At 71.6% G+C, this 25,162-nt stretch carries 19 protein-coding genes, 1 pseudogene and 2 riboswitches; of the genes and pseudogenes, 9 read left to right on the forward strand and 11 right to left on the reverse strand.

The window, feature by feature from the left end; translation table 11 throughout:
• Nucleotides 1-25: 25 nt before the first annotated feature.
• Nucleotides 26-2,416 carry a ribonucleoside-diphosphate reductase subunit alpha gene (locus tag E1166_RS07200; RefSeq protein ID WP_132336856.1) on the reverse strand — a complete coding sequence of 797 codons (2,391 nt, stop codon included), beginning with the start codon at nt 2,414-2,416 and terminating at the stop codon, nt 26-28.
• Nucleotides 2,417-2,535: 119 nt separating this feature from the next.
• A riboswitch (cobalamin riboswitch) is annotated at nt 2,536-2,752 on the reverse strand.
• Between the two features lie 191 nt (nt 2,753-2,943).
• Nucleotides 2,944-3,116: riboswitch (cobalamin riboswitch) on the forward strand.
• Between the two features lie 28 nt (nt 3,117-3,144).
• Between E1166_RS07200 and E1166_RS07205 the strand changes: the two genes are divergently transcribed.
• The 4 genes from E1166_RS07205 to E1166_RS07220 are packed head-to-tail and all read left to right on the forward strand — an operon-like array spanning nt 3,145 to nt 5,722.
• Nucleotides 3,145-3,822, forward strand: a complete 678-nt coding sequence (locus E1166_RS07205; RefSeq protein WP_132336858.1) for an energy-coupling factor ABC transporter permease — start codon at nt 3,145-3,147, stop codon at nt 3,820-3,822.
• Nucleotides 3,819-4,139 carry an energy-coupling factor ABC transporter substrate-binding protein gene (locus tag E1166_RS07210; RefSeq protein WP_132336860.1) on the forward strand — a complete coding sequence of 107 codons (321 nt, stop codon included), beginning with the start codon at nt 3,819-3,821 and terminating at the stop codon, nt 4,137-4,139. Before E1166_RS07205 ends, E1166_RS07210 begins: the two co-directional genes overlap by 4 nt.
• On the forward strand, nt 4,140-4,883 hold the full coding sequence (cbiQ, locus tag E1166_RS07215) for a cobalt ECF transporter T component CbiQ (RefSeq protein ID WP_132336862.1): 744 nt from the start codon (nt 4,140-4,142) through the stop codon (nt 4,881-4,883).
• Nucleotides 4,877-5,722 carry an ATP-binding cassette domain-containing protein gene (locus tag E1166_RS07220; RefSeq protein WP_132336864.1) on the forward strand — a complete coding sequence of 282 codons (846 nt, stop codon included), beginning with the start codon at nt 4,877-4,879 and terminating at the stop codon, nt 5,720-5,722. Before cbiQ ends, E1166_RS07220 begins: the two co-directional genes overlap by 7 nt.
• A 139-nt stretch (nt 5,723-5,861) precedes the next feature.
• Here E1166_RS07220 and E1166_RS07225 read toward each other — a convergent pair whose 3' ends face one another.
• The 8 genes and pseudogenes from E1166_RS07225 to E1166_RS07260 all read right to left on the reverse strand — a co-directional run bounded on the left by E1166_RS07225 (nt 5,862) and on the right by E1166_RS07260 (nt 13,707).
• Entirely contained in the window at nt 5,862-7,325 is a 1,464-nt protein-coding gene (locus E1166_RS07225) for a PepSY-associated TM helix domain-containing protein (RefSeq protein WP_132336866.1), read from the reverse strand.
• A 185-nt stretch (nt 7,326-7,510) separates the two neighbouring features.
• Nucleotides 7,511-7,954 (reverse strand): annotated as a pseudogene (locus E1166_RS07230) (copper resistance CopC family protein); the annotation flags it as partial.
• The gene (locus tag E1166_RS07235) at nt 7,927-9,168 is read right to left on the reverse strand and encodes a Dyp-type peroxidase (protein WP_132336870.1); all 1,242 of its coding nucleotides are present in this window, start codon (nt 9,166-9,168) and stop codon (nt 7,927-7,929) included. The gene E1166_RS07235 and the pseudogene E1166_RS07230, both read right to left, overlap by 28 nt.
• Nucleotides 9,165-9,767 carry a copper chaperone PCu(A)C gene (locus E1166_RS07240; RefSeq protein WP_132336872.1) on the reverse strand — a complete coding sequence of 201 codons (603 nt, stop codon included), beginning with the start codon at nt 9,765-9,767 and terminating at the stop codon, nt 9,165-9,167. Before E1166_RS07240 ends, E1166_RS07235 begins: the two co-directional genes overlap by 4 nt.
• Before the next feature lie 96 nt (nt 9,768-9,863).
• Nucleotides 9,864-10,631, reverse strand: coding sequence for a zf-HC2 domain-containing protein (locus E1166_RS07245; protein ID WP_132336874.1), 768 nt, complete (start codon nt 10,629-10,631; stop codon nt 9,864-9,866).
• A gap of 71 nt (nt 10,632-10,702) precedes the next feature.
• Nucleotides 10,703-11,281, reverse strand: a complete 579-nt coding sequence (locus E1166_RS07250) for a sigma-70 family RNA polymerase sigma factor (protein WP_132336876.1) — start codon at nt 11,279-11,281, stop codon at nt 10,703-10,705.
• Nucleotides 11,282-11,557: 276 nt separating this feature from the next.
• A complete protein-coding gene (locus E1166_RS07255; RefSeq protein WP_132336878.1) occupies nt 11,558-12,922 on the reverse strand; it encodes an aminotransferase class I/II-fold pyridoxal phosphate-dependent enzyme in 1,365 nt (454 codons plus the stop codon).
• Nucleotides 12,923-13,125: 203 nt separating this feature from the next.
• Nucleotides 13,126-13,707 carry a MarR family transcriptional regulator gene (locus tag E1166_RS07260; RefSeq protein WP_207914055.1) on the reverse strand — a complete coding sequence of 194 codons (582 nt, stop codon included), beginning with the start codon at nt 13,705-13,707 and terminating at the stop codon, nt 13,126-13,128.
• Between the two features lie 124 nt (nt 13,708-13,831).
• Between E1166_RS07260 and E1166_RS07265 the strand changes: the two genes are divergently transcribed.
• The 4 genes from E1166_RS07265 to E1166_RS07280 all read left to right on the forward strand — a co-directional run bounded on the left by E1166_RS07265 (nt 13,832) and on the right by E1166_RS07280 (nt 19,161).
• Nucleotides 13,832-15,187, forward strand: coding sequence for a glutamine synthetase family protein (locus E1166_RS07265; protein ID WP_243710231.1), 1,356 nt, complete (start codon nt 13,832-13,834; stop codon nt 15,185-15,187).
• 428 nt (nt 15,188-15,615) lie between these two features.
• Nucleotides 15,616-16,617: an ABC transporter permease subunit gene (locus tag E1166_RS07270; protein WP_243710232.1), complete on the forward strand. Its 1,002-nt coding sequence runs from the start codon at nt 15,616-15,618 to the stop codon at nt 16,615-16,617.
• The gene (locus E1166_RS07275; protein ID WP_132336884.1) at nt 16,614-17,492 is read left to right on the forward strand and encodes a carbohydrate ABC transporter permease; all 879 of its coding nucleotides are present in this window, start codon (nt 16,614-16,616) and stop codon (nt 17,490-17,492) included. The genes E1166_RS07270 and E1166_RS07275 overlap by 4 nt, the downstream gene beginning before the upstream one ends.
• A gap of 28 nt (nt 17,493-17,520) precedes the next feature.
• Nucleotides 17,521-19,161: an extracellular solute-binding protein gene (locus E1166_RS07280; protein WP_132336886.1), complete on the forward strand. Its 1,641-nt coding sequence runs from the start codon at nt 17,521-17,523 to the stop codon at nt 19,159-19,161.
• An 18-nt stretch (nt 19,162-19,179) separates the two neighbouring features.
• Here E1166_RS07280 and E1166_RS07285 read toward each other — a convergent pair whose 3' ends face one another.
• Both E1166_RS07285 and E1166_RS07290 read right to left on the reverse strand, forming a co-directional pair.
• Nucleotides 19,180-20,247: a LacI family DNA-binding transcriptional regulator gene (locus E1166_RS07285; RefSeq protein WP_132336888.1), complete on the reverse strand. Its 1,068-nt coding sequence runs from the start codon at nt 20,245-20,247 to the stop codon at nt 19,180-19,182.
• A gap of 60 nt (nt 20,248-20,307) precedes the next feature.
• The gene (locus E1166_RS07290; protein WP_207914058.1) at nt 20,308-22,257 is read right to left on the reverse strand and encodes a DUF2264 domain-containing protein; all 1,950 of its coding nucleotides are present in this window, start codon (nt 22,255-22,257) and stop codon (nt 20,308-20,310) included.
• 160 nt (nt 22,258-22,417) lie between these two features.
• Between E1166_RS07290 and E1166_RS07295 the strand changes: the two genes are divergently transcribed.
• Nucleotides 22,418-25,159 carry a Tat pathway signal sequence domain protein gene (locus E1166_RS07295; protein ID WP_132336892.1) on the forward strand — a complete coding sequence of 914 codons (2,742 nt, stop codon included), beginning with the start codon at nt 22,418-22,420 and terminating at the stop codon, nt 25,157-25,159.
• Nucleotides 25,160-25,162: the final 3 nt, after the last annotated feature.

Raw genomic sequence — 25,162 nt, forward strand, 5'->3', positions numbered from 1 at the left:
TCGGTGCGGGGTTCGGAGGTCGTGGTCACTGGCAGGCCTCGCAGCTCTCGGGGTTCTCCAGGGAGCAGGCCAGCGCCTCGTCGTCGCTGATCGCGACGAGCGGCGTCACCGCCGGGGTGACGGCGACGGTGGCCTGCTGGATCCGCGTCGCGGGACGCGACCGCAGGTAGTAGGTGGTCTTCAGACCGGACTTCCAGGCGTACAGGTACATCGACGAGAGCTTGCCGATGGTCGGCGCGCTCAGGAACAGGTTCAGCGACTGCGACTGGTCGACGTAGGACGCGCGGGCGGCGGCGAGGTCGATCAGCGCCCGCTGCGGCAGCTCCCACGCGGTACGGAACAGCTCACGCACGTCGGCGGGCAGGTCAATGATTCCCTGTACCGACCCCTCGGCACGCTTGATTTGCTCCCGGATCTCCGGCGTCCACAGCCCACGCGCCTTCAGCTCGCCGACCAGATACGTGTTGACCTGGAGGAACTCGCCCGACATGGTCTCGCGCTTGAACAGGTTGGACACCTGCGGCTCGATGCACTCGTAACAGCCGGCGATGGAGGCGATCGTCGCGGTCGGGGCGATCGCGACCAGCAGCGAGTTGCGCAGCCCGTGGGTTGCGATCCTCGACCGCAGCGCCGCCCACCGTTCGGCCTGGGTGGGTTCGACGCCCCACAGGTCCGGGTGCAGTTCACCGCGGGCGGCGCGGGTCTCGGCGTACGCCGGGTGCGGGCCGAACCGCTCGGCGAGTCCGGTGGAGGTCTCCAGGGCGGTCAGGAAGATCTCCTCCTGCACCCGGGTGGACAGCTCCTTCGCGGCCGGTGAGTCGAACGGCAGACGCAGGGTGAAGAAGGCGTCCTGCAAGCCCATCAGCCCGAGCCCGACCGGTCGCCAGCGCGGGTTCGACGCCGCCGCCTGCTCGGCCGGGTAGTAGTTGATGTCGATGACCCGGTCGAGGAACACCACCGCGGTACGGACGGTGGAACGCAGCCGCTCCCAGTCGACCCCGTCCGTGGTGACATGGGCGCCGAGGTTGACCGAGCCCAGGTTGCACACCGCGGTCTCGGTGTCGCTGTTGACCTCCAGGATCTCGGTGCACAGGTTCGACAGGTGGATCGTGTTGCCCGGGACGCCGGTCTGGTTGGACAGCCGGTTGGATCGGTCCTTGAAGGTCATCCACCCGTTGCCGGTCTGCGCCAGGGTACGCATCATCCGCCCGTACAGATCCCGGGCCTTGACGGTGCGGACCGCCTTCTTTTCCGCGACCCGGTAGGCGGCGTCGAACTCCTCGCCGTAGAGGTCGGGCAGCTCCGGCGCGTCGGACGGGTCGATCAGCGACCAGTCGCCGTCCGTCTCCACCCGGCGCATGAACTCGTCCGGGATCCAGTTGGCCAGATTCAGGTTGTGGGTGCGCCGGGCCTCCTCGCCGGTGTTGTCGCGCAGCTCGAGGAACTCCTCGATGTCCGGGTGCCACGGCTCCAGGTAGACGCAGGCCGCGCCCTTGCGTCGGCCGCCCTGGTTGACCGCCGCGACGCCGGCGTCGAGGGTCTTCAGGAACGGCACGATGCCGTTCGACCGGCCGTTCGTGCCACGGATCAGCGCGCCCCGGCCGCGTACCCGCGACCAGGAGATGCCGATGCCACCGGAGAACTTCGACAGCTTCGCCACCTGGTGGTACCGCTCGTAGATCGAGTCCAGCTCGTCGCGGGGCGAGTCGACCAGGAAGCACGACGACATCTGGGTGTGCCGGGTGCCCGAGTTGAACAGCGTCGGTGAGCTGGGCAGGTAGGCCAGCGACGACATCAGCCGGTAGAAGCCGATCGCCTCGGCCGGCGTCTCGGACAACCCGCAGGCCACCCGCAGCAGCCAGTACTGCGGTGTCTCCACCACCAGCCGGGACTCGGGGTGGCGCAGCAGGTACCGGTCGGCGACGGTACGCAACCCGAAGTACTCGAACCGCAGGTCACCCGTCGGGTCCACGGCGTCGTCCAGCTTGCGCGCGTTGCGGGTCACGAACGCGGCAGTGTCGTCGCCGATCAGGCCCAGGCCGTGGGCGTACCGGATGGACTGGCTGAAGCTGGCCACCTGCTGCCCGCGGACCTCCTTGTCCACGAACGCGGCCAGCAGCCGCGCCGCCAGCTTCGAGTACTGCGGCTCCTCGCCGATCAGCTCTGCCGCCGTCTGGATCGACAGCTTGTCCAGCTCGGCGGTGGTCGCCCCGTCGTACAGGCCGCTGATCGTCTTGGTGGCCACCCGCAGCGGGTCCACCTCGTCCAGGTCGGCGACCCACCGCTCGACCGCTTTGACGATCTTGTTGACGTCCACCGGCTCGCTGTCGCCGTTGCGCTTGCGCACCTGCATCACCTGGCGGCGCTGCTCCGGTGCGCCCACACCGGACGCCGGCCTTTCCTGCCCGACCGTCATCGTCTCTCCTCGCACTGTCTCCGATGGTCTTCGCCGCGCGGGAGAACGCCAACGGACCGCCGGCAAGGCAGGCTCGTGCTGGCGTCGGTCGTCCCGCGTGACCTCCGACCGCCGTTCGCGTACGCGAACGGCGCGCTGGCAGGTCTTCGGACTCGCGGGCGTGACCGGGCTCGCCGGTCGCCTACTGGCCGTCGCTTCCCAGACCCGGTGGGCCCAGTGCGTGGTGACGGCGGTCGTTCCCACTCACCGCTGCGGGGCAGTCCCGGACTCGCACCGGGTTCCCTCTTGCCTCGACCGTCCACCAGGGGCGACCGAACCAGCTGCGGGGGACACCATATATGCCGCTGCTATCGGGCAGGCAACACCAGATGTCGTGTCGATGTGTCGGCTTCGTCTCATCGGCCGTCGGCCTGGTGGCGGCGGCACCGCCTGCCGCGGGGCCCGGTGACCCCGATCCGGGCAGCGTCCGAGCCGGGCGGTGGTGAGCCCAGCTCGCGTCGGCCGCTTGCTCCGCCGGTGGCAGCCCGATAGCCTCTCGCCGTCAGGGTGCACGGGAAGCCGGTGGAAGACCGGCGCGGCCCTCGCCACTGTGACCGGGTAGCGACCTCCGACGACGCCACTGGGCCCACCTGGGCCTGGGAAGGCCGGAGGAAGCATCGATCCGGGAGCCAGGAGACCGGCCCTGACAGGTGATCTCATCCACGAGGTGCTGGAGAGGAAGGTCCTCGATGCATATCGCCGAGGGGTATCTGCCCCCGGTGCAGGCCGCGGCATGGTTCGCGGTCTCCGCACCGTTCGTCGTCCACGGCAGCCGGGCACTGGTCCGCCAGGTGCGGCAGGACCCGGAGACGAAACTCCTGCTCGGAGCGGCGGGCGCGTTCACGTTCGTGCTCTCCGCGTTGAAGATCCCGTCGGTGACCGGTTCCTGCTCGCATCCGACCGGCACCGGGCTGGGGGCGGTGCTGTTCCGGCCGCCGGTGATGAGCGTGCTGGGCGGCATCGTGCTGCTGTTCCAGGCGGTGCTGCTGGCCCACGGCGGGCTGAGCACGCTGGGTGCCAACATCTTCTCGATGGCGATCATCGGCCCCTGGGTGGCGTACGGGGTCTACCTGCTGGTCCGCCGGGCCGGCGGCGGTCTGGGCGTGGCGGTCTTCGCCGCCGCGGCGCTCGGCGACCTGGCCACGTACTGCGTCACCAGCGCCCAGTTGGCGCTTGCCTTCCCCGACCCGTCGACCGGGTTCGCCGGCGCGCTGGCGAAGTTCGGCGGGATCTTCGCCGTGACCCAGATCCCGTTGGCCGTCAGCGAGGGCCTGCTGTCCGTACTGGTGATCCGGCTGCTGACCCGGACCAGCGGAGACGACCTGCGCCGGCTCGGCGTGTTCCGGGCGGCGGAGGTGCGGGCATGAAGCGTTTCACCCGGGTCAACCTGCTGTTGCTGCTCGCGGTGCTGGCCCTTGCGGTGGTGCCGCTGGCGCTGGGCCTCGGGTCGGGAGAGGAACCGTTCGCCGGCGCGGACGCGCTGGCCGAGCAGGCGATCGTGGAGGATCACCCCGACTACGAGCCGTGGTTCACCCCGCTCTACGAACCACCCTCGGGTGAGGTGGAGTCGGCGCTGTTCGCGCTCCAGGCCGCGCTGGGTGCGGGGTTCCTCGGGTACTACTTCGGGGTCGCCCGGACCCGGCAGCGGCAGCGCGACGCCGCCGCCGAGCAGCCGCGCGGGTAGGTGTTCGCCCTCGACGCCGCGGCCCACACCGGAGTGTGGCGATCACGGCACCCGGCCGAGAAGGCGCTGCTCTCCCTCGGGCTGCTGGCCTGCGCGGTGATCCTGCCCCCGTGGCCGGGCGCGGCGCTGTCCGGCGCGGCGGCCGTGGTGCTGCTGGTCGGCCCGGCCCGGGTGGCACCGGCCGTGGTGCTGCGCGCGGCGCGGGTGCCGCTGCTGTTCGTGGCGACCTCGACGGTGCCGCTGCTGGTGACGATGCCGGCGCCGGCACGGGTCACGCTCGACCCGGCCGGTCCCGCGCTGGCGGCGCAGACCGCCGGCCGGTCCGTGGCGGCGTTGGCCTGCCTGCTGCTGTTCAGCGCCACCACGCCGCTGTCGGACGTGCTGCCCCGGCTACACCGGCTGGGGGTCCCCCCGGCGGTCAGCGAGGTCGCCGCGCTGACGTACCGGATGCTCTTCCTGCTGATGGAGAGCGCACGGGCGGTCCGTGCGGCGCAGGCGGCGCGGCTCGGCTTCCGGACCTGGCGGGCCGCGTACCGGTCGGTCGCCGGGCAGGCCGGCGCGGTGTTCGTCCGGGCGTTCGACCGCGCCCGCAGGCTGGAGGAGGGGTTGGCGTTGCGGGGATACACCGGATCGCTCGCGGTGCAGGTGGAGGCGCTGCCGGTGTCACCGCCGTTCGTGGCGGCGACCGTGGGGTTGCTCGCGGCGATCGTCGCCGCCACCGTCCTGGTGGCGCCGACGTGGTGACCGGGCCGCTGCTGGAGTTCGCCGGCGTGCACTTCGGCTACCAGCCGGACCGTCCGGTCCTGACCGGCGTCGACCTTCGGGTGGAGGCGGGCCGACGGCTGGCGGTGGTCGGGCCCAACGGTGGCGGCAAGACGACCCTGTTCCGGCTGGCGGCCGGCTCGTTGACGCCCTCCGCGGGCCGGATCGCCGTCGCCGGCAGCCGAATGCGGCACACCCGTGCCGGCCTGCGGACGGTACGCCAGCAGGTGCAACTGGTGCTGCAGGACCCGGACGACCAGCTCTTCTCCGCCAGTGTCCGGCAGGACGTCTCCTTCGGACCGGTCAACCTCGGGCTGCCGCCGGAACAGGTCCGGCAGCGCTGCGACCAGGCTCTCACGGCGCTCGGCGTGACGTCGGTCGCCGACCGCCCGACCCATCTGCTGTCCTACGGTCAGCGCAAGCGGGTGGCCATCGCCGGTGCGGTCGCGATGCGACCCCGGCTGCTCATCCTCGACGAGCCGACGGCCGGGCTCGACCCGGCCGGCGTGGAGGAACTGCTGCACACCCTGGACGACCTGCACGCCACCGGTACGACGGTGGTGCTGTCCACCCACGACGTCGACCTCGCCTTCCGCTGGGCGGACACGGTGGCCGTGGTCAGCGGCGGTGGGGTGTGCGCCATGCCGGCGGGCGAGGCGCTGGCCGACCCGGCACTGCTCACCGCGGCGCACCTGCTGCCGGCCTGGGCTCCGTTGGTGCACCGGCTTCTCGACCGGGTTCCCGGCCTGGCCGGGAAGCGACCCCGGTGCGCCGCGGACCTCGCCGCTCTGCTCACCGCGGAACCGGATCGGGGCACCTGACCCCGGCCACCGCCCACGGTGGCACCACCGCGCGCCAGCTGTCGTACGACGGCACCGCGCACACCGGGCGGTACCTGGCCGAGCGCCGGGCCGTCCGGTCGCCACGTTCGGGCGTGACCGGCCGGACGGCCCGCAAGGATCAGCCGCCCGTCGCCGCGGGCGAGACCGGAACGGCATCGCGGCGACGTCGGGCGACCACACCGAGGATCACGTCGACGATGAGGAAGCCGAGCAGGGTGACGCCGAACCAGGGCAGCGCCCAGCCGACGGCCACGGTGACCGGCACACCGAGCAGCAGCGCCCACCACGGCAGGCCGCGTACGCCGCCGCGGACGGGCGGGATGCCGACCGGCAGCCGCCGGTCGACCCGGGTGGGGCGGCGCTGCCACCACATGCGGTAGCCCCAGACGATGACGCAGAGCAGGCCGAGGGCGAGCGCGGCGAGCAGGATCTGGTTGACCGGGCCGAACAGCAGGCCCATGTGGGCCTGGATGCCGAGGTTGCTGAGCTGGGCGAGCAGGGGCCAGTCGGCGAAGTCGCTGCGGGCGGTGATCGTGCCGGCGGCGGGGTCGACGGCGACGCGGTCGCGGCCGACCGGCCAGGTGTTGTCGGTCTGGGCGACGGTCCAGGCGCTGTCGGGTTCCTCGGCGGGAGTGATCTCGACGGGACCGGCCAGGCCAGCGTCGCGGGCGACCGCCAGCACCCGGTCGTACGTCGCCGGGTCCGCGTCGGCTCCGGTGGTGGGACCGCCGTGCTGGTGCTCACCACCGCCGGTGGCGGGGGGTGCGCCGTCGAGGACGGTGGACAGCGGAGGGCGGCTGGCGTTCAGCGCGCCGAGGGCGGCGCTGAAGTTGTCGCCGGCGTAACGGGACCAGGTCAGGCCGGTGGCGGAGAGGAAGAGCAAGCCGACGGCGAGCCAGACGCCGGTGGTGGCGTGCCAGCCCCGGGTACGCCGCACGCCCCGGCCGGCAGACAGGTCCGGCACGAGCAGGTGCCGGACCCGGGAACGGTTGCTGGCGCGGCGGCGCCACCACAGCACGATCCCGCCGACGACGAGGACCCACAGCCAACTGGCGGCGATCTCCGAGTAGTGCCGGCCCAGGTCGCCCAGGTGCAGGTTGCGGTGCAGGTCGTCCAACCAGGTGGTGGCCGGGGTGGCGCCGAACCAGGTGGTGAGCTGCCCCTTGACCTCTGCCGTGTACGGGTCGACGTAGACGGTGTGCTGCTTCTCGCCCAGGTCGGGCTGGGCGAAGACCACCTGGGTCGTCTGCTCGCCGGTGCCGGGCAACACGCCGGTGAGGGTGCCGTCGGGGTGCGCGGCGCGGGCGGCGGTGATCTGGGCCGCCAGGGGGGTGGGCTGGTCGCCGATGGTCGCGACGGTGAGCTTGTCGCCGTAGAGGGCCCGGTCCAGTTGGGGGGTGATGGTGTAGGCCAGGCCGGTCAGGGCGGCGACCAGCAGGAACGGGGCGACCAGGATGCCGGCGTAGAAGTGCAGGCGGGTCAGCAGCGCCACGAGGGGTGTGGGCCGACGGGCCGGTCGTCCGCCGTCCGGTGCGGCAGTGGGCCCCGGCGTACGGTCGTCGGACAGTTCGGTCACGGACATCGACTACTCCGATCGGGAAAGAGGGTTGGTGATCGGTGTGGCTCGTGCCCTTCGAGCCGTGGCTGCCCGGCCGCCGCTCCCGGTCGAGTAGTCGGGTTGGCGGATGGAAAAGTTCCGGGCTGATGCCTACCGATTGCCGTCCGATGTGGAGTGCGGAGGTGTGCGCGGCAGTCGCCGACGGCTCGTCAGCGCCCGGCGCGGCGCCGGCGGAGCAGGACCATCCCCCCGGTGAGCACCCCGGCGGCCAGTAGGATCCCGCCGCCGACCAGCGCCGGGACGTTCGCTCCGCCGGCGTGCTCGGACGACGCCGTGACGGGGCCTGCGGGGGTGGCGGACGGTTCGACCGTCGGGGTCGAGGCGGCTGGCGTGCCGGCCACGTCGGCGGTGGGGTCGGTGGCGGTGGGGTCGGCGACGTGGAACCGGTACGAGCCCTGCACCGGGTGCCCGTCGGCGGAGACCACCCGGTAGGCCACGGTGTAGGTGCCGTTGGCCAGGGATTCGTCGACGGTCACGGTGCCGGCCGTGCCGCTGACGGCAGGCTCACCGGTGGTCACCTTCCGGGCGGTGGCGTCGGACAGCACGATGGTGGTGAAGGCCGGGTTCAGCTTCTGCATGAACCGCAGCGTGATCCGTGCCGGCGGCTCGGTGAGCCGGGCCTCCCTGGGATCGCGAAGACGGCCGAGCCGATCGGGGTGGTCCACTCGTTGAGCAGGTCCCGTTCGGCCAGGCGCCGCTGGATGGGCAGGAACTGCTTGCCGATGTCGGCCTGGAACGACGCGAAGATCAGACCACTGTCGGCGGTGCCGTCCGCGGCGGGCGTCCCGTCGTAGTTGTAGGGGCGGCGCAGGATCTTGAGTCGGTCGTCGGTCACGTGCGCCCGGGTGAGATGGGAGAAGTCCGGGATCACGGTCAGCCCGTCGGGTCCGAGGGCGGTGAAGTCCGGCTCGTCGTGCTCGGCGGTTCCGGTCAGTGGGGCTCCGGTGTCGAGGCGACGGCCGGTGGCCAACTCCCGGTCGACCCGCCCGAGCAGGTCCCACGTCTCCAAGTTCATGCTGATCCGGCGGACCACGAGGGTGGTGCTGTCGCGTAGCCAGTCGGGGCCGTCGGGAACCCACACCGCGTTGTCCAGCGGGCCGCCCGGCTTCGGGTTGGCGGTGCCGTCGAGCTGGCCGAACAGGTTACGTTGGGTACGCCCCGGTTCGGACCCGGCGGCCCGCCGGAAGCCCTGCTGCACCCAGCGTACAGTGGTGAACGGGCGGCTGTCCTTGACCAGCACCCGCTGGGCGTGGGCGACGGTCAGTGGGTCGTCCGCGCACACCTGCAACAGCAGGTCCCCACCCGACCAGCGGGGCTGGAGCCGGTCGATACGCAACGGCGGCAGCTCCGTCACCGACTCGGGACGCCGGTCCGGTCGGCCCGCGGCGCGGTAGAGATCAGGGCCGAAGCCGAAGGTCACGGTCAGCCGGGCCGGTAGCAGCCCGAGTTCGGGCTCGGTGTCGGCCAGGGCCGGGCGGCCCTGGGTGAGCCGGGCGGCGTCGTCGGAGAGCAGGCGCAGCATCCGCCGCAGGGCCGCCCGGTCGACCTCCGACCGCAGGCTCAACGCGACGAAGGAGGCGTGCGCCTGCGGTTCCGTGGCGACCCCCGACTGCCGGGGACCGTGGAACGGCTCGACGGCGGTGCCGACCTGCGCCACCGGGACCGCTTCGACGGTGCGCCCGCCCGGGGTGTCGGAGCGGGCGGCGGTGATGGCGGCGGCCCCGGCCAGGGTGCCACCGGCGGCGACGGCCCCGCCGGTGAGCAGCCGCCGCCGGCTCACCGGCTGGATGCCGGACGTTGCGATCATGAGGCCGGGCTCGGGCTCGTCCTCGGGGTGGCCGAGGTGCCGTGCGCCGGTTGGCCGTGGCCCGGGGCGTAGCTCTCCTGCGCGCCGGTGAAGGGCTTGGCGACCGCGGTGAAGGTCTGGGTGCGGCCGTCGGCGAAGGTCAGCGTGACAGCCACCTCGTCACCGGCCGGCACCGGGCGGGTGAGGTTCATCAGCATCAGGTGGTCGCCGCCGGGCTGCAGGACGTGCCGGCTCTTCGCCTTGATCACGATGCCACCCTGCTTGGCCTGCATGACCATCTTCCCGTCCCGCATGGTGATCTCGTGCAGTTCCATCGGCGACACGTCAGTGGTGGCACCGGTCAGGGTGACGTTGGTGTCACCGTCGTTGACCAGCGTGCCGAACGCGGCGGTCATGCCGTGGTCGGCGGCCTTCACCCACGGGTCGCGGATGCCGAGCACCCCCGCCGTACCGACCGACGCCGAGGCCGTCGGCGAGGCGGTGGGGGTGGCGGTCGACGTGCCGCCCGACGACCCGCAGCCGGCGCCGGACGCGGCCACGAGAGCAGCCGCGAGCAGGGCTGCCGGGCGCAGGAGCCGGCCGGATCGGAAGTTTGGCATGAAGTGTCCCCTCGAAGTAGGTGTCGGCATGTTGGTCGGATTCGCACCGGCGACGGTTCCCGCCGGTGTGGTAACCCGCGTCACACCGGACGGTGGTCAGGCCGCCGTGTCGTACCGGTGGTGGGCCGACCCGGGGTGCGGGGACGGAAGCAGTCGCAGGGCGGGCGCGGGCACGTCGTCCTCGGTCAGCCGCCAGCGGCTCCCGCCGGGACGGGCCCGGCCGGCGGGGTCGCCCGGTCGTGCCTGGGTACGCGACAGGGCCACGACGATGAGGTATCCGGTGAGCAGGAAGGCGTGGCTGACCAGTCGGGTGGTGTCCACCCGGCCGGTGGTCAGGTCGTTGACCGACAGCAGCACCAGCGTGCCCACGAACGCCGACAGCGTCGGCACCAGTCCGGTCGGCGGGGTACGCCGGGCGGCCACGAACAGGAAGCCGGCGCCGACCGCGATGTTCCACGCCGCCGCCTCGTGCCACAGGTGCCCGGAGGCCAGCGGGCCACCGGCGTGGATGTGTGGTCCGGCGGCGCCTCTCCCGACCTGGGCAAGGCCGAGCACGAGCTGCAGCACCCCGATCAGCGCCAGCGCCGCCCGCAGGCTCACCGTGAGCCGCAGCCGCAGCCGCAGCCGCAGCAGCCGCCGCCGCGGGGCGGCCGGGGGTAGGGCGGCGAGAACGGCCTCGGTGAGGTCGACCTCGCTGCCGGTCGGCGTCAGCCGGACCCGGCGGGTCACCGCGGCGGCCTGGTCGTACCAGGCCCGGCAGCCCGCGCACCCGACCAGGTGTCTCTCGGCCGCCAACCGCTCGGCCGGACTCTCCTCACCGTCGAGCTGGGCCGACAACACCTCACGCCACTGCACACACCCCATGTACCGGTAGTCGCTCGGGAAGCGGTGTTGGTTCCCGCGGCTTGTGGTCGGCGGGGCAGGTCACACGCCGGTCAGCCGGCTGTGTCCTCCCGCGCCCGCCGCCGACGGACAGGCTGGACGGCGACGGCGGCGACCAGGTCCTCACGGGCTCGGGCGACCCGGGAGCGGATCGTCCCGACCGGGCAGCCGCAGATTTCGGCGGCCTCGGCGTAGGAGAGCCCGAGTAGTTGGGTGGCGACAAACGCCTCCCGCCGGTCCCCCGGCAGCGCCGCGATGATCTGTTCCAGCGTGACCCGCTGGTCGAAGCCGCTGTACCGGGGGTCGGCGGGCTCCGAGGAATCCGACAGCGGCACGGTGCGGGGACGGGACGTGGCGACGCGCACGTGGTCCACCGCGACCCGCCGGGCGATGCCGAGCAGCCAGGTTCGGGCCGAGGAGCGGGCCGCGAACGACGGCAGTGACCGCATCGCCCGCAGGTAGGTTTCCTGCGCCAGGTCGTCGGCCTCGTCTGGGGAGACCAGTGCGGCGAGGAAACGCCGGACGTACGACTGGGTGGCCCGGACGAACGCGGCTGCGGCCTCGCGGTCGCCCCGCCCGGCGGCGAGCGCCCAAGCGGTGACCTGCCCGTCGTCGTCGCTCACCTTCGGCATCTCCTGTCGCCCGCCCCGACGGCAACGAGGCCCCTGTCGCAGTAGTTACCCGGCAGCGTACGGTACGCACTGCCGCCGCTGTCCACTTGTCCGGTGCGCGGCCTGCGGCGGAAGCGCCCGGCGTGCTTGCTGACACCGGCAGCGGTCCGGCCGAGGCCGGCGGATCAGTGGTCCGACACCACGCCGGACAGTCGTTCAGCCGACCATGGACCGGACCCCGAGGCGGGGCCGGGCGCCCGGGGGCGGATGGTCACCGGGCGCAGCGGATGGCGGCGCTCATCGGCGGGCCAGCTGCTCCAGACGTTCGTGCAGCCGATCGACGTACGTCTCGGATTCCGGCTTCATCAGTACGCTGCGCAGGATGCGTGCGCCGTCGGCATCCGCGGTGATCTTCGGGTGCCGGGCGGTGAAGCGTTCGGCGTCGACCCGCAGCGTGCTGAGGAAGACCGGCTCCCGGCTGTCGGTCATCCCCTCGTGCAGGATCCGGTTGCTGGCCGCGTCGATCTGGGACAGCGCGTTGCTCTCGGTCACCGGGAAGTAGCTGACGATGTCGAGCTGCGGGGTCTGGTAGAGCACCAGGTGCTCGGACTGTTCGATCAGCTCCGCCCAGCGCAGCGCCCCCCGTCGGCCGGCCGCGAGCACCCGGCCCAGTCCGTCCCGAGTGGGTGGCAGCAGCTGGAAGGTGAGCCACAGCGCGGCGGCCGCCGCACCGGCACGGGAACACTCCAGGCTGATCTCGCCCAGGTGCAGTTCCTCCGAGGTGAAGTACGTGTACGGCGAGTCGTGCAGGTAGAACCGGCCGACCGTCGGGTCGCGGAAGAGCACCGCGCCGCAACCGTAGGGTTGCAGGCCGTGCTTGTGCGGGTCCACCACCACCGAATCGCTCTGGGCGACGGCCTGCCAGGGTTCGGCCGGCAGTCCCTCGGGGCCGTCCGTGCCTGCCAACAGGGTGAAGAAGCCGCCGTAGGCGGCGTCGACGTGGATCCGCACGCCGTACCGCTCGCGCAGGGCCAGCGCCTCGTGGATCGGCTCGACGGCGCCGAGGCTGGTCGTCCCGGCGGTGAGCACGACGGTGCCGATCCGGCCGGTACGCAGCAGGTCCTCCAGCGCGTCCAGGTCCATCCGGCCGAGGTCGTCGGTGGGTACGCAGAAGCCTTCCACGCCGAGGACACCGCACATCCGGCCGTGTGTGTAGTGGGCCTCGGTGCTGTAGGCGACGCCCCTGCCCGGGTGCAGTTCGCGGGCCACGAAGAGGGCTTCGAGGTTGGCGATCGTGCCGCTGGTGGTCAGGTGACCGAGGTGGGTGTCGTACCCGAACATGGTGGCCAACTGCTGCACGACCTCACGCTCCATCGCGGCGGTGGCCGGCCCGCCGTCCAGGGCGTGATTGTTGGGATTGATCAACATCGCGGTCAGGTAGCCCACCACGGCCGCCGGGTGGGGCGGCTTGAGCATCTGGCCGGCGTAGCGGGGGTGGAAGAAGGGGTAGTTGTCCTTGAGCCGCTCGGTGAAGGTGGCGAAGACCTCGGTGAACCGGCTGTCGTCGACGGCCAGCGCCGGGTGCGGTTCGTAGGGGCCGAAGCTCTTGGCCCAGTCGGCGTTCGACGCGACCGCCGCGGCCAACCACCTGGTCAGGTCCATCGGGTCACTCCTTGCTGGTCTGGCCGGTCGCGGCGGCCGGGGTCGCGCGCCGGGGCGTTGAACCTCCCGCTGTGTGGGGTTCACGAGCCATGCCCTGCCTCAATCCGTTTGACTCCAAACAAACAACCAGGTCCACCGCGGTTCGTCAAGGGGGCGAGGTTGTTGTGTGACCTCACACGATTCGGTGCCGATTCCGGGCGGCGTCAGGGCTTTTGGCGCGGGCGGCGGCCCGAGCGTCGAGGGGCCAGCTTCTCGCCGTCGAGGAGGTCCCGCCTGCGCTGCTCGCCGTGAGTCTCGAGCTGGCTGATGATGGCACGCAGCCCTTCGGCGAGCTGCCGGCACTGGGCGAGGTCGAGCGGGGCGGCGACGAACGCCTCCTCCGCGTTGAAGGCCGGGAACAGCTCCTCCATGAGGTTCTCTCCCTTCGGGGTCAGCGCCAGTAGGACTCGGCGGCGATCCTCGGGGTGGGGGGAGCGGGCCACCAGTCCGCGCGACTCGAGGGTCTGCGAGATGCCGGTCAGCGTGCCCTTCGAGATGCCGGCCTCCTCGGCCACCGACCAGGACTCCGCCTCGCCCCAGATCCACAGCACCCAGAGCACGACGAAGCCGGTCCAGGTCAACTCGTGCGGGCGAAGGGCCGAGTTCTCCAGGTGCTGCCGGATCGCCGCGGCGGCGCGGTGGATGTTGCCCACCGCGGCCATCGCCTCACGTTGCAGTGGCAGCCCGCCCAGGCGTTCTTGAATGGCCTGCTCGGTCTCGGTGATGGAGCGGCGCTGCCTGAGCACGGACTTCTCCTCGGTGTCGGGGTGGACGACTCGTTTGAGGCCAAATGTATCCTGTCGGGGTGCTTCGGTGGGGCAGGCGTAAACCAGGACATAATAGAAGCCTTCCCTGCACCTGGAGTATCCATTGAGTGCCCAGACAGCCGCCCAGGTCGGACGCGCCATGGCGGCGCTCGACGCCGCGGGGGTCGATGTCCTCCGGGTCGCCTTTCCGGACCTGATCGGTTCCGACCGGAGCCGGGACATCCTGCTCCACCAGCTGCCGTACGCGGCCCGGCACGGCCTCGCCTTCAGCCGCGCCGTCTACCACACCGGCGCCCGGGGGGAGCACTCCGACATCGCCGGCGGCATCGAGGCGGGAATGCCGGACATCCTGGTACGTCCGGATTTGGACACCGTCGTCCCGCTGCCCTGGGAGCCGAACGTGGCCTGGTGCATCGGCGACGTACGCGACGCAGCCACCGACCGGAGCGTGCCCGAATCATCCCGGGACCTGCTGCGCCGGGTCCTCGCCCGACTCACCGACGCGGACCTGACCGCGGTCGTCGGCCCGGAACTGGAGTACGTCCTGTTCGAGCCGGACGCCACTGCCGCCACCGGTTGGCGGCGCTACGCCCGCGCCCCGGGCAATGTCTACACCACCGGTCGGCGCGGCGACCCGGACGGACACCTGCTGCGTACCGTGCGCGCCCTGCACACCCTCGGCTTGGACGTCAGCGGCGGCAACCGCGAGTTCGACGGCGGCCAGTTCGAGATCAACCTCAACCACTCCCCGGCGCTGGACGCCGCGGACCGCGCCTTCCGGTTCAAGGCCGCGGTCAAGGAACTCGCCCGGGCCGAGGGGCGGCTGGCCACGTTCATGGCCAAGCCGTCCAACGACGGCGGTGGGTCGGGATTCCACCTGCACGTCTCCCTCGTCGACGCGGACGGCGGCAATGTCCTCGCCGCCCCGGACGAGCCGCACGGCCTGTCTGCCACGGCCCGGCACGCCCTGGCCGGCGTCCTCGATCACGCGCCCGCCCTGTCCGCGCTGCTCAACCCCACCGTCAACTCCTACAAGCGGCTCGGGTCGGACACGATCGCCCCGTGGCTGATCAACTGGGGTCTGGACAACCGCCACGCCATGGTGCGCATCCCGCCGGAACGCGGAGCGGCCACCCGGCTGGAGGTCCGCCTCGGCGACGGCACGGCCAACCCCTACCTGGCCATCGCCGGTCTGCTGGCCGCGATCCATCTCGGCATCACCGCCGCGACCGAGCCCCCCGCCCCGGCGACCGGCCGCGCCGCCGACACCACCGCCGCGGCCGAGCTCCCCACCGACCTCGGCCAGGCGCTGGACGCCCTGGCGGCCGACAACGAACTCACCGACGTGCTCGGCAAGTCCTTCGTCGACGCCTTCCTCACCTTCAAACGGGACGAGCTCGCGCGGTTCCGGCGGTACGTCACCGACTGGGAGTTCCGCGAGTACGCCCAGCTCAGCTGAGCGCAGGGCGTCGTCGTACGGTTCTGTCCCGTAGGACAGCGGCGACGGTGTCGACGACCCGCACCGCGTTCGCCCGCGCGGCCGAGGGGACGGCGATGCCCCGGCGAACACGGCCGGGTCGAGGTGTCCCTGCACCGAGCCGGCGGTGTGGACGACGGCACCGAACCGTGGTGCCGGGGCCAGCACCGGCTCGCCGACGCGCGGGCAGTCCCCGCCGGTCAGCAGCACGTCCACATCGCGCAGTGCGGCGGCGGGACGCCCCGGTCCTCCGGTCGAGTTCGTCGATGTAAACGGTTACCCGGCGACAAGCCTACGTATCCAAGGTAGACAAGGTCCAGTGGTTGACTCGGATAGGTAAACGTTTTATCTTCTTCCCACTTTGTTACGGCCGAATGACCGAAGGTCATGGCACGGGAGGGGCCGCCGACGTGAGCGCGATCGATGCCCAGCGGTCGTCCGACGTCGGGCGGCGGGCCGCCACCCCCATCGACGGCGGTGTCCGGCGCGTCGCCCCCGGGGCGCGCCGCGGTCATCGCCAGCGGTTCCGCCGAGACCGGCTACTGCTGCTGATGATGGCCCCCGGCGTCGCCTACTTCCTGGTCTTCCACTACGGCGCCTTGTTCGGAAACACGCTGGCCTTCGTGGACTATGTGCCGTTTCTGGGCATCGCGGGCAGCGAGTGGGTCGGGCTGGCGAACGTCCGGCAGATGTTCGGCGACCCGGACTTCTGGAACGCGGTCCACAACACCGTGCTGATCGCCGCGCTCCAGATCGTCTTCTTCTTCCCCGCGCCGCTGGCCCTGGCGCTGCTGCTGCACAGCCTGGTCGGCGACGTCGTCAAGCGGTTCGTGCAGAGCGTGGTGTACCTGCCGCACTTCCTGTCCTGGGTGATCGTCGTGGCGCTGTTCCAGCACATGCTCGGCGGTGCCGGCGTGGTCAACGGGTGGCTGGACGAGTGGGGGCTGGGCACCATCCACGTCATCGGCAACCCGGAGGCGTACAAGCCGCTGGTGGTCGCGCAGGTGCTCTGGAAGGAGTGCGGCTGGGCCACCATCATCTTCCTCGCCGCGTTGTCGCAGGTGGACGAGCAGCAGTACGAGGCGTCGGCGCTGGACGGCGCCGGCTGGTGGCGTCGGCTGTGGCACGTGACGTTGCCGGGTATCCGACCGGTCATCGTGCTGCTGCTCGTACTGCGGCTCGGTGAGTTCCTGGACGTCGGCTTCGAGCAGTTCTTCCTCCAACGGCAGGCGGTCGGCCCGGAGGTCGGGGAGGTGCTCGACACGTTCGTGTACTTCACCGGCTTCGCCAACGGCGAGTTCGGCTACGCGGCCGCGGCCGGCCTGTTCAAGGGCGTCATCGGCGTCGCGCTCGTCTACACGGCGAACAAGGTGGCGCACCGGCTCGGCGAGCAGGGGGTGTACCAGCGATGAAGCACACGTACCCCGCCTGGCAGGGGCGGCCCGGGCCGGCCGTCCGGGCGGCGAAGGCCATCGCCCTCACGGTGGTCGTGCTGCTCGTGCTGTTTCCGATCTGGACCGTCGTGGCGACCAGCCTCGCCGCGCCCCAGGACGTGATCGCCAACGGTGGCTGGGTCGTGTGGCCGCGACGGATCACCGTCGACGCGTACACCGAGATCCTCGACGGGGGCGTCGTGACGCGCGCCCTGCTGGTGAGCGCGGGCGTCACCCTCGCCGGTACCGCCCTGAGCCTGACCTGCACCGTCCTCCTGGCGTACGCGCTCAGCCGACCGGGCGTGTACGGCGGCCGGCCGGTCCTGCTGTTGGTCCTGTTCACGTTCCTGTTTCCGCCGGGGATGATCCCGTTGTTCCTGGTGGTGCGTACCACCGGGCTGTTCGACCAGTACGCCGCGCTGATCCTGCCCTTCCTGGTCAATGTCTTCAACCTGGTCGTGATGCGCGGTTTCTTCCAGTCCATCCCGACCGAGTTGCTGGAGGCGGCGCGCATCGACGGCGCGGGGGATCTGGCCATCCTGTGGCGGGTGGTGCTGCCGCTGTCCAAGGCGGTGCTGGCGGTCGTCGGCCTGTTCTACGCGGTGGCGTACTGGAACCGGTTCTTCGAGGCGATCATCTACTTCAACGACCAGTCGAAATGGCCGATCGGCACCGTTCTGCGGCAGTACGTCACCGGTGGTGCCGACATGACCGGGGAGGCCGTGGCCACCGCCGCGCCACAGTCGACCCAGATGGCCGTGGTGGTGCTCGCCACCGCGCCCATCGTGCTCGTCTATCCGTTCCTACAGCGCTACTTCGTCAAGGGTGTCCTCACCGGAGCCCTCAAGGCGTAGCTGCCACCCTCTAGAGAGGAGGGACCGCATGGCTGTCCACTACCCCCGGCGGTCGTTGTTGAAGTTGGCCGGCGCGGGCGCGTTGGCCGGTGTCGCCGGGCCGCTGCTGGCCGGTTGTGGTGACGGTGCGAAACGTGATGTCGGCAACGCCGGCAAGGATCTCGTGCCGTGGCCCACGTACGTGCCGTTCTCCGGGCCGCCGCCGGACGCGCCCGGTGACGCGAACGGCGTGCAACCCCTGTACCTGACCTATCCGCAGCAGGTGGTCAGATCGGTGCACGACACCGTCGGTGACGGCTCCGAGGTCACCGCGATGGTCATCACCTACGGTGCTCCGCCCAGACCGGTGGAGGCCAACCGGTTCTGGCAGGCGATCAACAAGGCGCTCAACGTCAACCTCAGGATCGTGGTCGTCCCCGACGCCGAGTACAGCCAGAAGATGACCACGCTGATGGCCTCCGGCGACGACCTGCCGGACATCATCATGTTCAGCCAGCTGGCGCTACCTCGCGCGGCCGAGTTCGTCCAGGCGCAGTGCGCCGACATCTCGGACCTGGTCGGCGGCGACGCGGTGCGGCAGTACCCGAACCTCGCCAACATCCCGACGCGCGCCTGGCAGGCGATGGGTCGCATCAGCGGCCGGATCTACGGCGTGCCGCTGGAGCGGCCGGCACCGGGTAACAGCCTGTTCGTCAACCGCACCGCTCTGAACCAGGCCGGTGTGCCGGTCGACTGGGACACCGAGGGATACCTGGCCGCGATGCGGAAGGTCACCGGTGGTCGGCGGTGGGGTATCGGGGGCTCCAAGTCCCTGTTCGGCGGTTCCGGGGCGATCGCCTACCACGCCGGTTCGCTCGGCGCGCCCAACCAGTGGCGGGTGGACGGCGGGAAATTCGTCAGCACCCTCACCACCGGGCAGTACGAGGAGGCGCTCGGGGTGATGCGCCGCCTCGCCGAGGCCGGGGCCTACCATCCGGACAGCCTCACGCTCAGCGCCACCGACCTGCAGACGTTCTGGCACAGCGGCACGGTGGTGTCGATCAGCGACGGGTTCGGCTCGGTGGCCCCCAACACCCTCGCCAAGATCAACGGCAGGTTCCAGCTCGATCTGGGCCGGCCCTACGGACCCGCCCCGACGCCCTGGCGCGGCACCGGCTTCTTCGGCCACGTGGCCTTCAGGAAGGCCAGCCCCGAGCGGATCCAGATGCTTCTGCGCATCTGCAACTACCTCAGCGCGCCGTTCGGTACCGCGGAGTACGAGCTGGCCACCTTTGGTGTCGAGGGCGTGCACTACACCAAGAACGCCAACGGCATCGCGCCCAGCGCGCTGGCCGGCGTGGAGAACAACACCAACCTGCCGGTCAAGTACATCGGCGTCGCGCCGGCCGTGCTGTACCTGCCGGGACACCCCGAGGCGGCCCGCGCCGTGCACGAGTGGGAGAAGGCGGTACTGCCCAGCAGTGTCGCCGACCCCGCGGTCGGGCTGCGCTCGGCGACGCAGAGCAGCAAGGGGGCCGAGCTGAACCGGATCGTCGGCGACGCGGTGTCGGCCATCGTCTTCGGCCGCAAGCCGCTCTCCGCCTGGCAGGACGCGGTCATTCAATGGCGGCAGGCCGGCGGCGACAAGCTCGCCGAGGAGTTGGCCGCCGAGTACGCCGCGGCCAGGTGAGCCGGGCCTGCGGCGCCGTCACCGCAGAATCGGTCGGACCGAGTCGCGTACCACCAGGTGCGTGCCGAGGATGACGTGGGGCGGGGTGCCGCCGCGCGCCTCGTGCTCGAGCGCGAGGCGTACGGCGGTGCGCCCGACCTCCTCGTGGGGCAGGTGCACGGTGGTCAGGTTGAGGTCGAGCGAGGGCGGCAGGTCGTCGAAGCCGACCATCGACACGTCGTCGGGCACCCGCAGTCCGTGCTCGACGAGCGCCCGGTGGGCACCGCCGGCGATCAGGTCGTTGATGGCGAAGACGGCGGTGAAGTCGCGGGCGCCGGCGGCCAGCCGTTCGGTCATCATCCGGTAGCCCTCGTGCCACTCCATCGTGCCCTCGACCTCCAGCGCGGGGTCGTGCGGCAGGCGGTGGGCGGCCAACGCCCGCCGGTACCCGGCCAGCCGCCCCTCCGCCGTGGTGTAACCGGCGCGGTGGCCCAGGCAGAGGATCCGGCGATGCCCGGCGGACAGCAGGTGGCTGGTGGCCGCGAACGCGCCGCCTGCGTGGTCGTACTCCACGACGACCGCGGGTACGTCCGCGCCGAGCGGCGGGCGTCCGCACAGCACCAGCCGGGAACCTATCGCGGCCAGGGCGTGCGCGTACTGACTCATCCGCTGCCGGTACTTCTCGTCGGCCACCACGTTGCCGACCAGGATGACCGCCTCGGCGTGCTGTTCCCGCATGAACTTGACCATCGCGAGTTCGCGCTCCGGGTCGCCCCCCGTGGTGCCGATCAGGCACAGCCGCCCCTCGGCGGCGGCTTGGGCCTCGACGCCCTGCGCCACGTGGGCGTAGTGGGGCGAGATCACCGAGTTGAGCACGATCGCGATGCTCTTGCTCGGGCTGCCGGCCAGCGCCCGGGCGTGCGCGTTGGCCACGTAGTCCAGTTCCTTGACCGCACGCATCACCCGCGCCCGGGTCGACGGAGCGGCCGGGTAGCTGCCGGTCAGGATTCGGGAGACGGTCGCCACGGACACCCCGGCCCGGTCGGCGACCTCACGGATCGTGGACCGGCGCCGGCCCTCCGAAGCTTCGTTCGCCCGTCGCGCCATCGCCACCCCGTTGGTTTCAGAAAACGGTTACAGAAATGATCGGGTCCGCGTTGAGTGGTGTCAAGCCGTTGGCCAGTGGACCGACGCGCCGGTGACCGGATGACGGGCGTAGGCCGGCGCGGCGCCCATGGTCAGCTCGATCCGTTCCCCGTCCGGGAATCGGATTCCCACCCGGTCTCCGTCGACCACCGCCACGATCGACTCCCGCAGCGCGTCCGGTACGACGCGGTCGCCGGTGAGCGCCACCAGCGAGACGTAGAGGGTGCTGCCACCCGGGTGATCGGGCGCCGTCAGGTAGGGGGTGGCTGAGCACGCGCCGTACGCGTTCGAGTCGACCGACCTCGCCACGGCGGCGTCGCGGAGGCCGTGCAGGGCGACCACGACGCTGGCCAGCCCGTCCGGCCGCCGCACCCGTGCCCATCCCGGTCCGGTCCGCTCGGCGGGCGGGTGGTCGGCGGCCAGCGCGTACCCGCCCTCGCGTACCCCGCAGCCGGGCGGCGCGGTGACCCGGTGCACACGCACCTCCCACGGCCCCCGCACGACCGAGGCGGTCTGCACCAGCACCGGACCGACAGGCAACTCGTCCTCGTAGGCGGAGGCGGCGAACCGGTCGTACGCGGCGACCGGCTCGATCCGGCGGCGACGCGAGACCGTGCCGTCCGGTGCCACCACGGCGAGATGACCGTCCACCGCCCGGGCGCGGGCCGCCTCGCCGGCCTCCGGTGCGGCGTGCGAGGCGTACCCGAAGCGGGCGTAGTGCGGGTCCTCGAGCCCGTCGGCGGCGAGGTGGCGGGCCCGGTCGCTGCCGTGGTTGACCACCCGCACGAGGCCGTCGTGCCGGGTGGCGTGCAGCAGCCAGCCGGGACCGGGCATCGCGACGGCCCGGTCGCCGTCGTCGATCGGCGCGGCGCTCTCCCGGGCCGTCCACGCCGGATGGTCCGCGGGCAGCAGCAGGCCGAGAAAGCCCTTGCCCGCCCAGTACGGCGAGGCTGGCCCGGAGTAGTGCTGGACGGTCGGGAGGAAGTCGTCGTACCAGCCGAGACCCAGCAGCCCTCGCTCGTCCGGCACCCCCCGCTCGACGAAGTGCCGCAGCACTCCGCTGGCAATTCGGCGGGTGCGGCCGGCGGGCAGCGGGCTGGCCTCCATCAACTCGCCCAGCCACAACGGGGCGACGGCGGCGTACCGGTAGCACAGCGACCGGCCCTGGTGCACCGGAGCGCCGTCCCGGGCGAACATGTGCTGATACTGCTCCAGAAACGCGCGCAGCCGCTGCCGGTACCGGCAGCCGCGCTCCCGGTCGCCGGACATCCGTGCCCACATCAGCGGGTACAGGTGCATCGCCCAACCGGCGTAGTAGTCGAAGCACTGACCGGCACCGTCGGTGTACCAGCCGTCCCCGACGTACCACTGTTCGATCCGGTCCAGCCCGCCGGTGATCTCGGCCGGGTCGTGCGGTCCGCCCACCTGCGCCAGGAACTGTTGGATCACCACGGGGAACAGCACCCAGTTGCTCTGCCACGTCCGCCGGCCCGCGAAGCCGGCGAGCCAGTCGACGACCCGTTCCCGCACCCGGTCGTCGAGTCGGTCGAACAGCCAGTGGCGGGTCTCGTGCAACGCCAACGCGATCGAGGCGGCCTCCACGATCTGCTGCGAGCAGTCGGCCGGTGCCGGCCAGGCGTACCGGTGTCCGGGGTCGGTGCCGTGGGCGAGGCCGTCCGCGTACCGCTCGACGAGGTCCGCCGGCACGTTGCCGCCGGCGCCCGCGATCCGGAAGGCGGCCAGGAGGAACGTCCGCGCGTAACCCTCCAGGCCGTCACTGGTCAGGCCGGCGTCGCCGGGCCGCCCGGGAAGCCGGTACTGGGCGAAACCCGGCACCGCGTGCGGCGTGACCGCCGCCAGCAGGTGGTCGGCCACCGTCTCCCAGTGCGCCCTGGTCCACCCGGTGTACGGCGACGACCAGCCGTCGACAGGTGGAATGCGGGTTAAAGCGTTTGTGTCGGCAAGTTTCAACATAGGCACCTCACGGGTGACGATCAATGTGGTGGGAAGCAGCAGATTGGGCGCTGTGGAGGGTGTTGACAGGCTATCGATGCCTCTGATTACCTGCACATGATAGTAAGCGTTTCCATAACAGGTCTTCGGCCGTGGATCCCCTCACGTGGAGTGCGCCATGTCCCAGCTGCCCAGACGCAGTCTCCTGATGGGTGCCGCCTTCGCCGGCGCCGCCACCCGGCTGCCGCTGTCCCAACCGGCCGCCGCAGCACCGGCCCGGCCAACCGCCCCAACCGGCCGCGCCGAGACCGCTGCCGCGGATCCGCCCGACGTTCCGCTGCGCTGGCTCGAGGGCGGCGCGCCTGCGGCGCTTGTCGGCACCACCTGGGGCGTGCCCTGGCCGCGCGGCACCCTCGCCCACAATCAGGAGTTGTCGCTGGCCACCGCCGGGGGTGCGGCGGTACCCGTGCAGTCCTGGCCGATCGGCTTCTGGCCGGACGGCTCGGTCAAGTGGACCGCCCACGCCATCGGCACCGAGGCCCCACCCGCCGAGGCGTACCTGCTGCGCCCCGGTGCGGCCGTCGCGCCGGCCCAACCCCTGAGGATCATCGAGACCGCCAAGACGATCCAGGTGGACACCGGCGTCGTGCGGTGCACGATCGCCCGCAGTGGTTACGTTCTGGTGCCGTCGATCGTCCGCGCCGGCCGCACGGTCGCCAAGAACGGCACGCTCGTGTGCCTGCGCAGGGACAACGCCGACGATGCTCCGGCCGTCGTCCGCACCGAGCGGTTCACCGGCGAGGTCCGGGCGGTGACCGTCGAACAGCGCGGTCCGGTGCGCGCGGTCGTGCGCATCGAGGGACGGCACCGGATCTTCCGTGGCCGCCGCGGGTGGCTGCCGTTCACCGTGCGGCTGTACCTGTACGCAGGCAGCGACGGCATCCGGATGATGCACACGTTCGTCTTCGACGGCGACGAGAGGAAGGATTTCATCGGCGGCCTCGGCGTCCGCTTCCAGGTGCCGATGACCGACCAGCTCCACGACCGGCACATCCGCTTCGCCGGGGACGGCGACGGCGTGCTCGGCGAGGCGGTCCGTGGCCTCACCGGCCTGCGACGCGACCCCGGCGCGGCGGTACGGCAGGCGCAGATCGCCGGCCGTCCGACACCGGACGTGTCCACCTGGGACACCCGCGTGTCGAGCCGGCTGCACCTCATACCGGCCTGGGGCGACTACAGCCTCCGGCAGCTCTCCGACGGCTGTTTCGACATCCGCAAGCGGACCAGTGCCGGGCACGGTTGGATCCAGGTCGACACCGGCCGCCGCGCCGCCGGTCTCGGGTACGTCGGCGGCGTCTCCGGCGGACTCGCGTTCGGCATGAAGGACTTCTGGCAACTGCACCCGAGCCAGCTCGACATCCGGGGCGCGGCCGGCGACGCGGCCGAGGTGACCGTCTGGCTCTGGTCACCCGACGCCGCGCCGATGGACCTGCGCTTCTACCACGACGGAATGGGCCAGGACACCTACCCCGAGCAGCTCGAAGGCCTGGAGATCACGTACGAGGACTACGAACCCGGCTTCGGCAGCCCCTACGGCGTGGCACGCACCACCGAGCTGTCGTTCTGGGCACTGGCCGGCACGCCGTCCGCCGAGCGCCTGTCCCAGCTCGCCGACGCCGTCCGGAAGCCACCGCTGATCGTCGCCCCGCCGGCCAGCCTGCACGCCGCCGGTGTCTTCGGCGACTGGAGTCCCGTCGACCGCAGCACCCCGGCCCGCCGCGAGATCGAGGACCGCCTCGACTTCCTGTTCGACCACCACCGCAACCAGGTGGAACAGCGCTCGTGGTACGGGTTCTGGAACTACGGCGACATCATGCACAGCTACGACGCCGACCGGCACGTGTGGCGGTACGACGTCGGGGGATACGCCTGGGCCAACTCCGAACTGTCGCCCGACCTGTGGCTGTGGTACCACTACCTGCGCTCCGGGCGGGCCGACGTGTTCCGGTTCGCCGAGGCGATGACCCGGCACACCGGCGAGGTGGACGTCTACCACCTCGGCAAGTACCGCGACCTGGGCACCCGGCACGGTGTGCTGCACTGGGCCGACAGCGCCAAACAGCTACGGATCAGCTCCGCGGCGTACCGGCGCTTCTACTACTTCCTCACCGCCGACGAACGCGCGGGTGACCTGATGCGCGACCTGGTCGACTCCGACCGGACCTTCCTCGTCCTCGACCCGATCCGCAAGATCCGCACCGAGCCGTACGAGCCGGACCCGCGCGCGCTGTCCATCAGCACCGGCACCGACTGGAGCGGCCTGGCCGCGGCCTGGCTCACCGAGTGGGAACGCGGGGGAGACCCGACCGCCCGGACGAAACTGCTCAACACCGCGCGCACCATCGCCGCCATGCCCAACGGCTTCATCCAGGGTAGTGGCCGCTACGACCTGGAGACGGGAACGTTCGCCCCCGCCCAACCGGCGGTGTCGGTCGGGTCGCTCGGCGCGGTGTTCGGCCTGGTCGAGATCTGTAGCGAACTGATCGACCTGGTCGACATGCCCGAGTTCACCAACGCGTGGCTGCAGTACTGCCGGCTCTACAACGGCACCGCGGCCGAGCAGACCGCCGAGGTCGGACAGTCGTTGGGCAACCTCAACCTGCGTCAGGCGCACTCCCGGCTCACCGCGTACGCCGCCGCGAAGCTCGGCGACCGAACCCTCGCGGCCCGTGCCTGGCAGGAGTTCTACACCGGTCACGCCGGCTACCCGCGGAATCTCGGGTTCCGCTCGGTGCGGGTCGAGGGGCCAGCCGTGCTCAAGCCGGTCGACGAGGCCGGCTTCGTCTCCACCAACGCCAGTGCCCAGTACGGCCTCGCCGCGATCCAGTGCCTCGCGCTGGTCGGCGACCACCTGCCCTGACGG

This window comes from Micromonospora sp. KC213, assembly GCF_004348325.1.
GTDB lineage: Bacteria > Actinomycetota > Actinomycetes > Mycobacteriales > Micromonosporaceae > Micromonospora.

Bases quoted from the DNA above. Each gene is read 5' to 3' on its own strand.
- E1166_RS07250 (WP_132336876.1), bottom strand. From the start codon at position 11,281: ATGCCGAAGGTGAGCGACGACGACGGGCAGGTCACCGCTTGGGCGCTC.
- E1166_RS07280 (WP_132336886.1), top strand. From the start codon at position 17,521: ATGGCTGTCCACTACCCCCGGCGGTCGTTGTTGAAGTTGGCCGGCGCG.
- E1166_RS07295 (WP_132336892.1), top strand. From the start codon at position 22,418: ATGTCCCAGCTGCCCAGACGCAGTCTCCTGATGGGTGCCGCCTTCGCC.
- E1166_RS07200 (WP_132336856.1), bottom strand. From the start codon at position 2,416: ATGACGGTCGGGCAGGAAAGGCCGGCGTCCGGTGTGGGCGCACCGGAG.
- E1166_RS07225 (WP_132336866.1), bottom strand. From the start codon at position 7,325: ATGTCCGTGACCGAACTGTCCGACGACCGTACGCCGGGGCCCACTGCC.
- E1166_RS07245 (WP_132336874.1), bottom strand. From the start codon at position 10,631: ATGGGGTGTGTGCAGTGGCGTGAGGTGTTGTCGGCCCAGCTCGACGGT.
- E1166_RS07210 (WP_132336860.1), top strand. From the start codon at position 3,819: ATGAAGCGTTTCACCCGGGTCAACCTGCTGTTGCTGCTCGCGGTGCTG.
- E1166_RS07205 (WP_132336858.1), top strand. From the start codon at position 3,145: ATGCATATCGCCGAGGGGTATCTGCCCCCGGTGCAGGCCGCGGCATGG.
- E1166_RS07240 (WP_132336872.1), bottom strand. From the start codon at position 9,767: ATGCCAAACTTCCGATCCGGCCGGCTCCTGCGCCCGGCAGCCCTGCTC.
- E1166_RS07255 (WP_132336878.1), bottom strand. From the start codon at position 12,922: ATGGACCTGACCAGGTGGTTGGCCGCGGCGGTCGCGTCGAACGCCGAC.
- E1166_RS07285 (WP_132336888.1), bottom strand. From the start codon at position 20,247: ATGGCGCGACGGGCGAACGAAGCTTCGGAGGGCCGGCGCCGGTCCACG.
- E1166_RS07235 (WP_132336870.1), bottom strand. From the start codon at position 9,168: ATGATCGCAACGTCCGGCATCCAGCCGGTGAGCCGGCGGCGGCTGCTC.
- E1166_RS07275 (WP_132336884.1), top strand. From the start codon at position 16,614: ATGAAGCACACGTACCCCGCCTGGCAGGGGCGGCCCGGGCCGGCCGTC.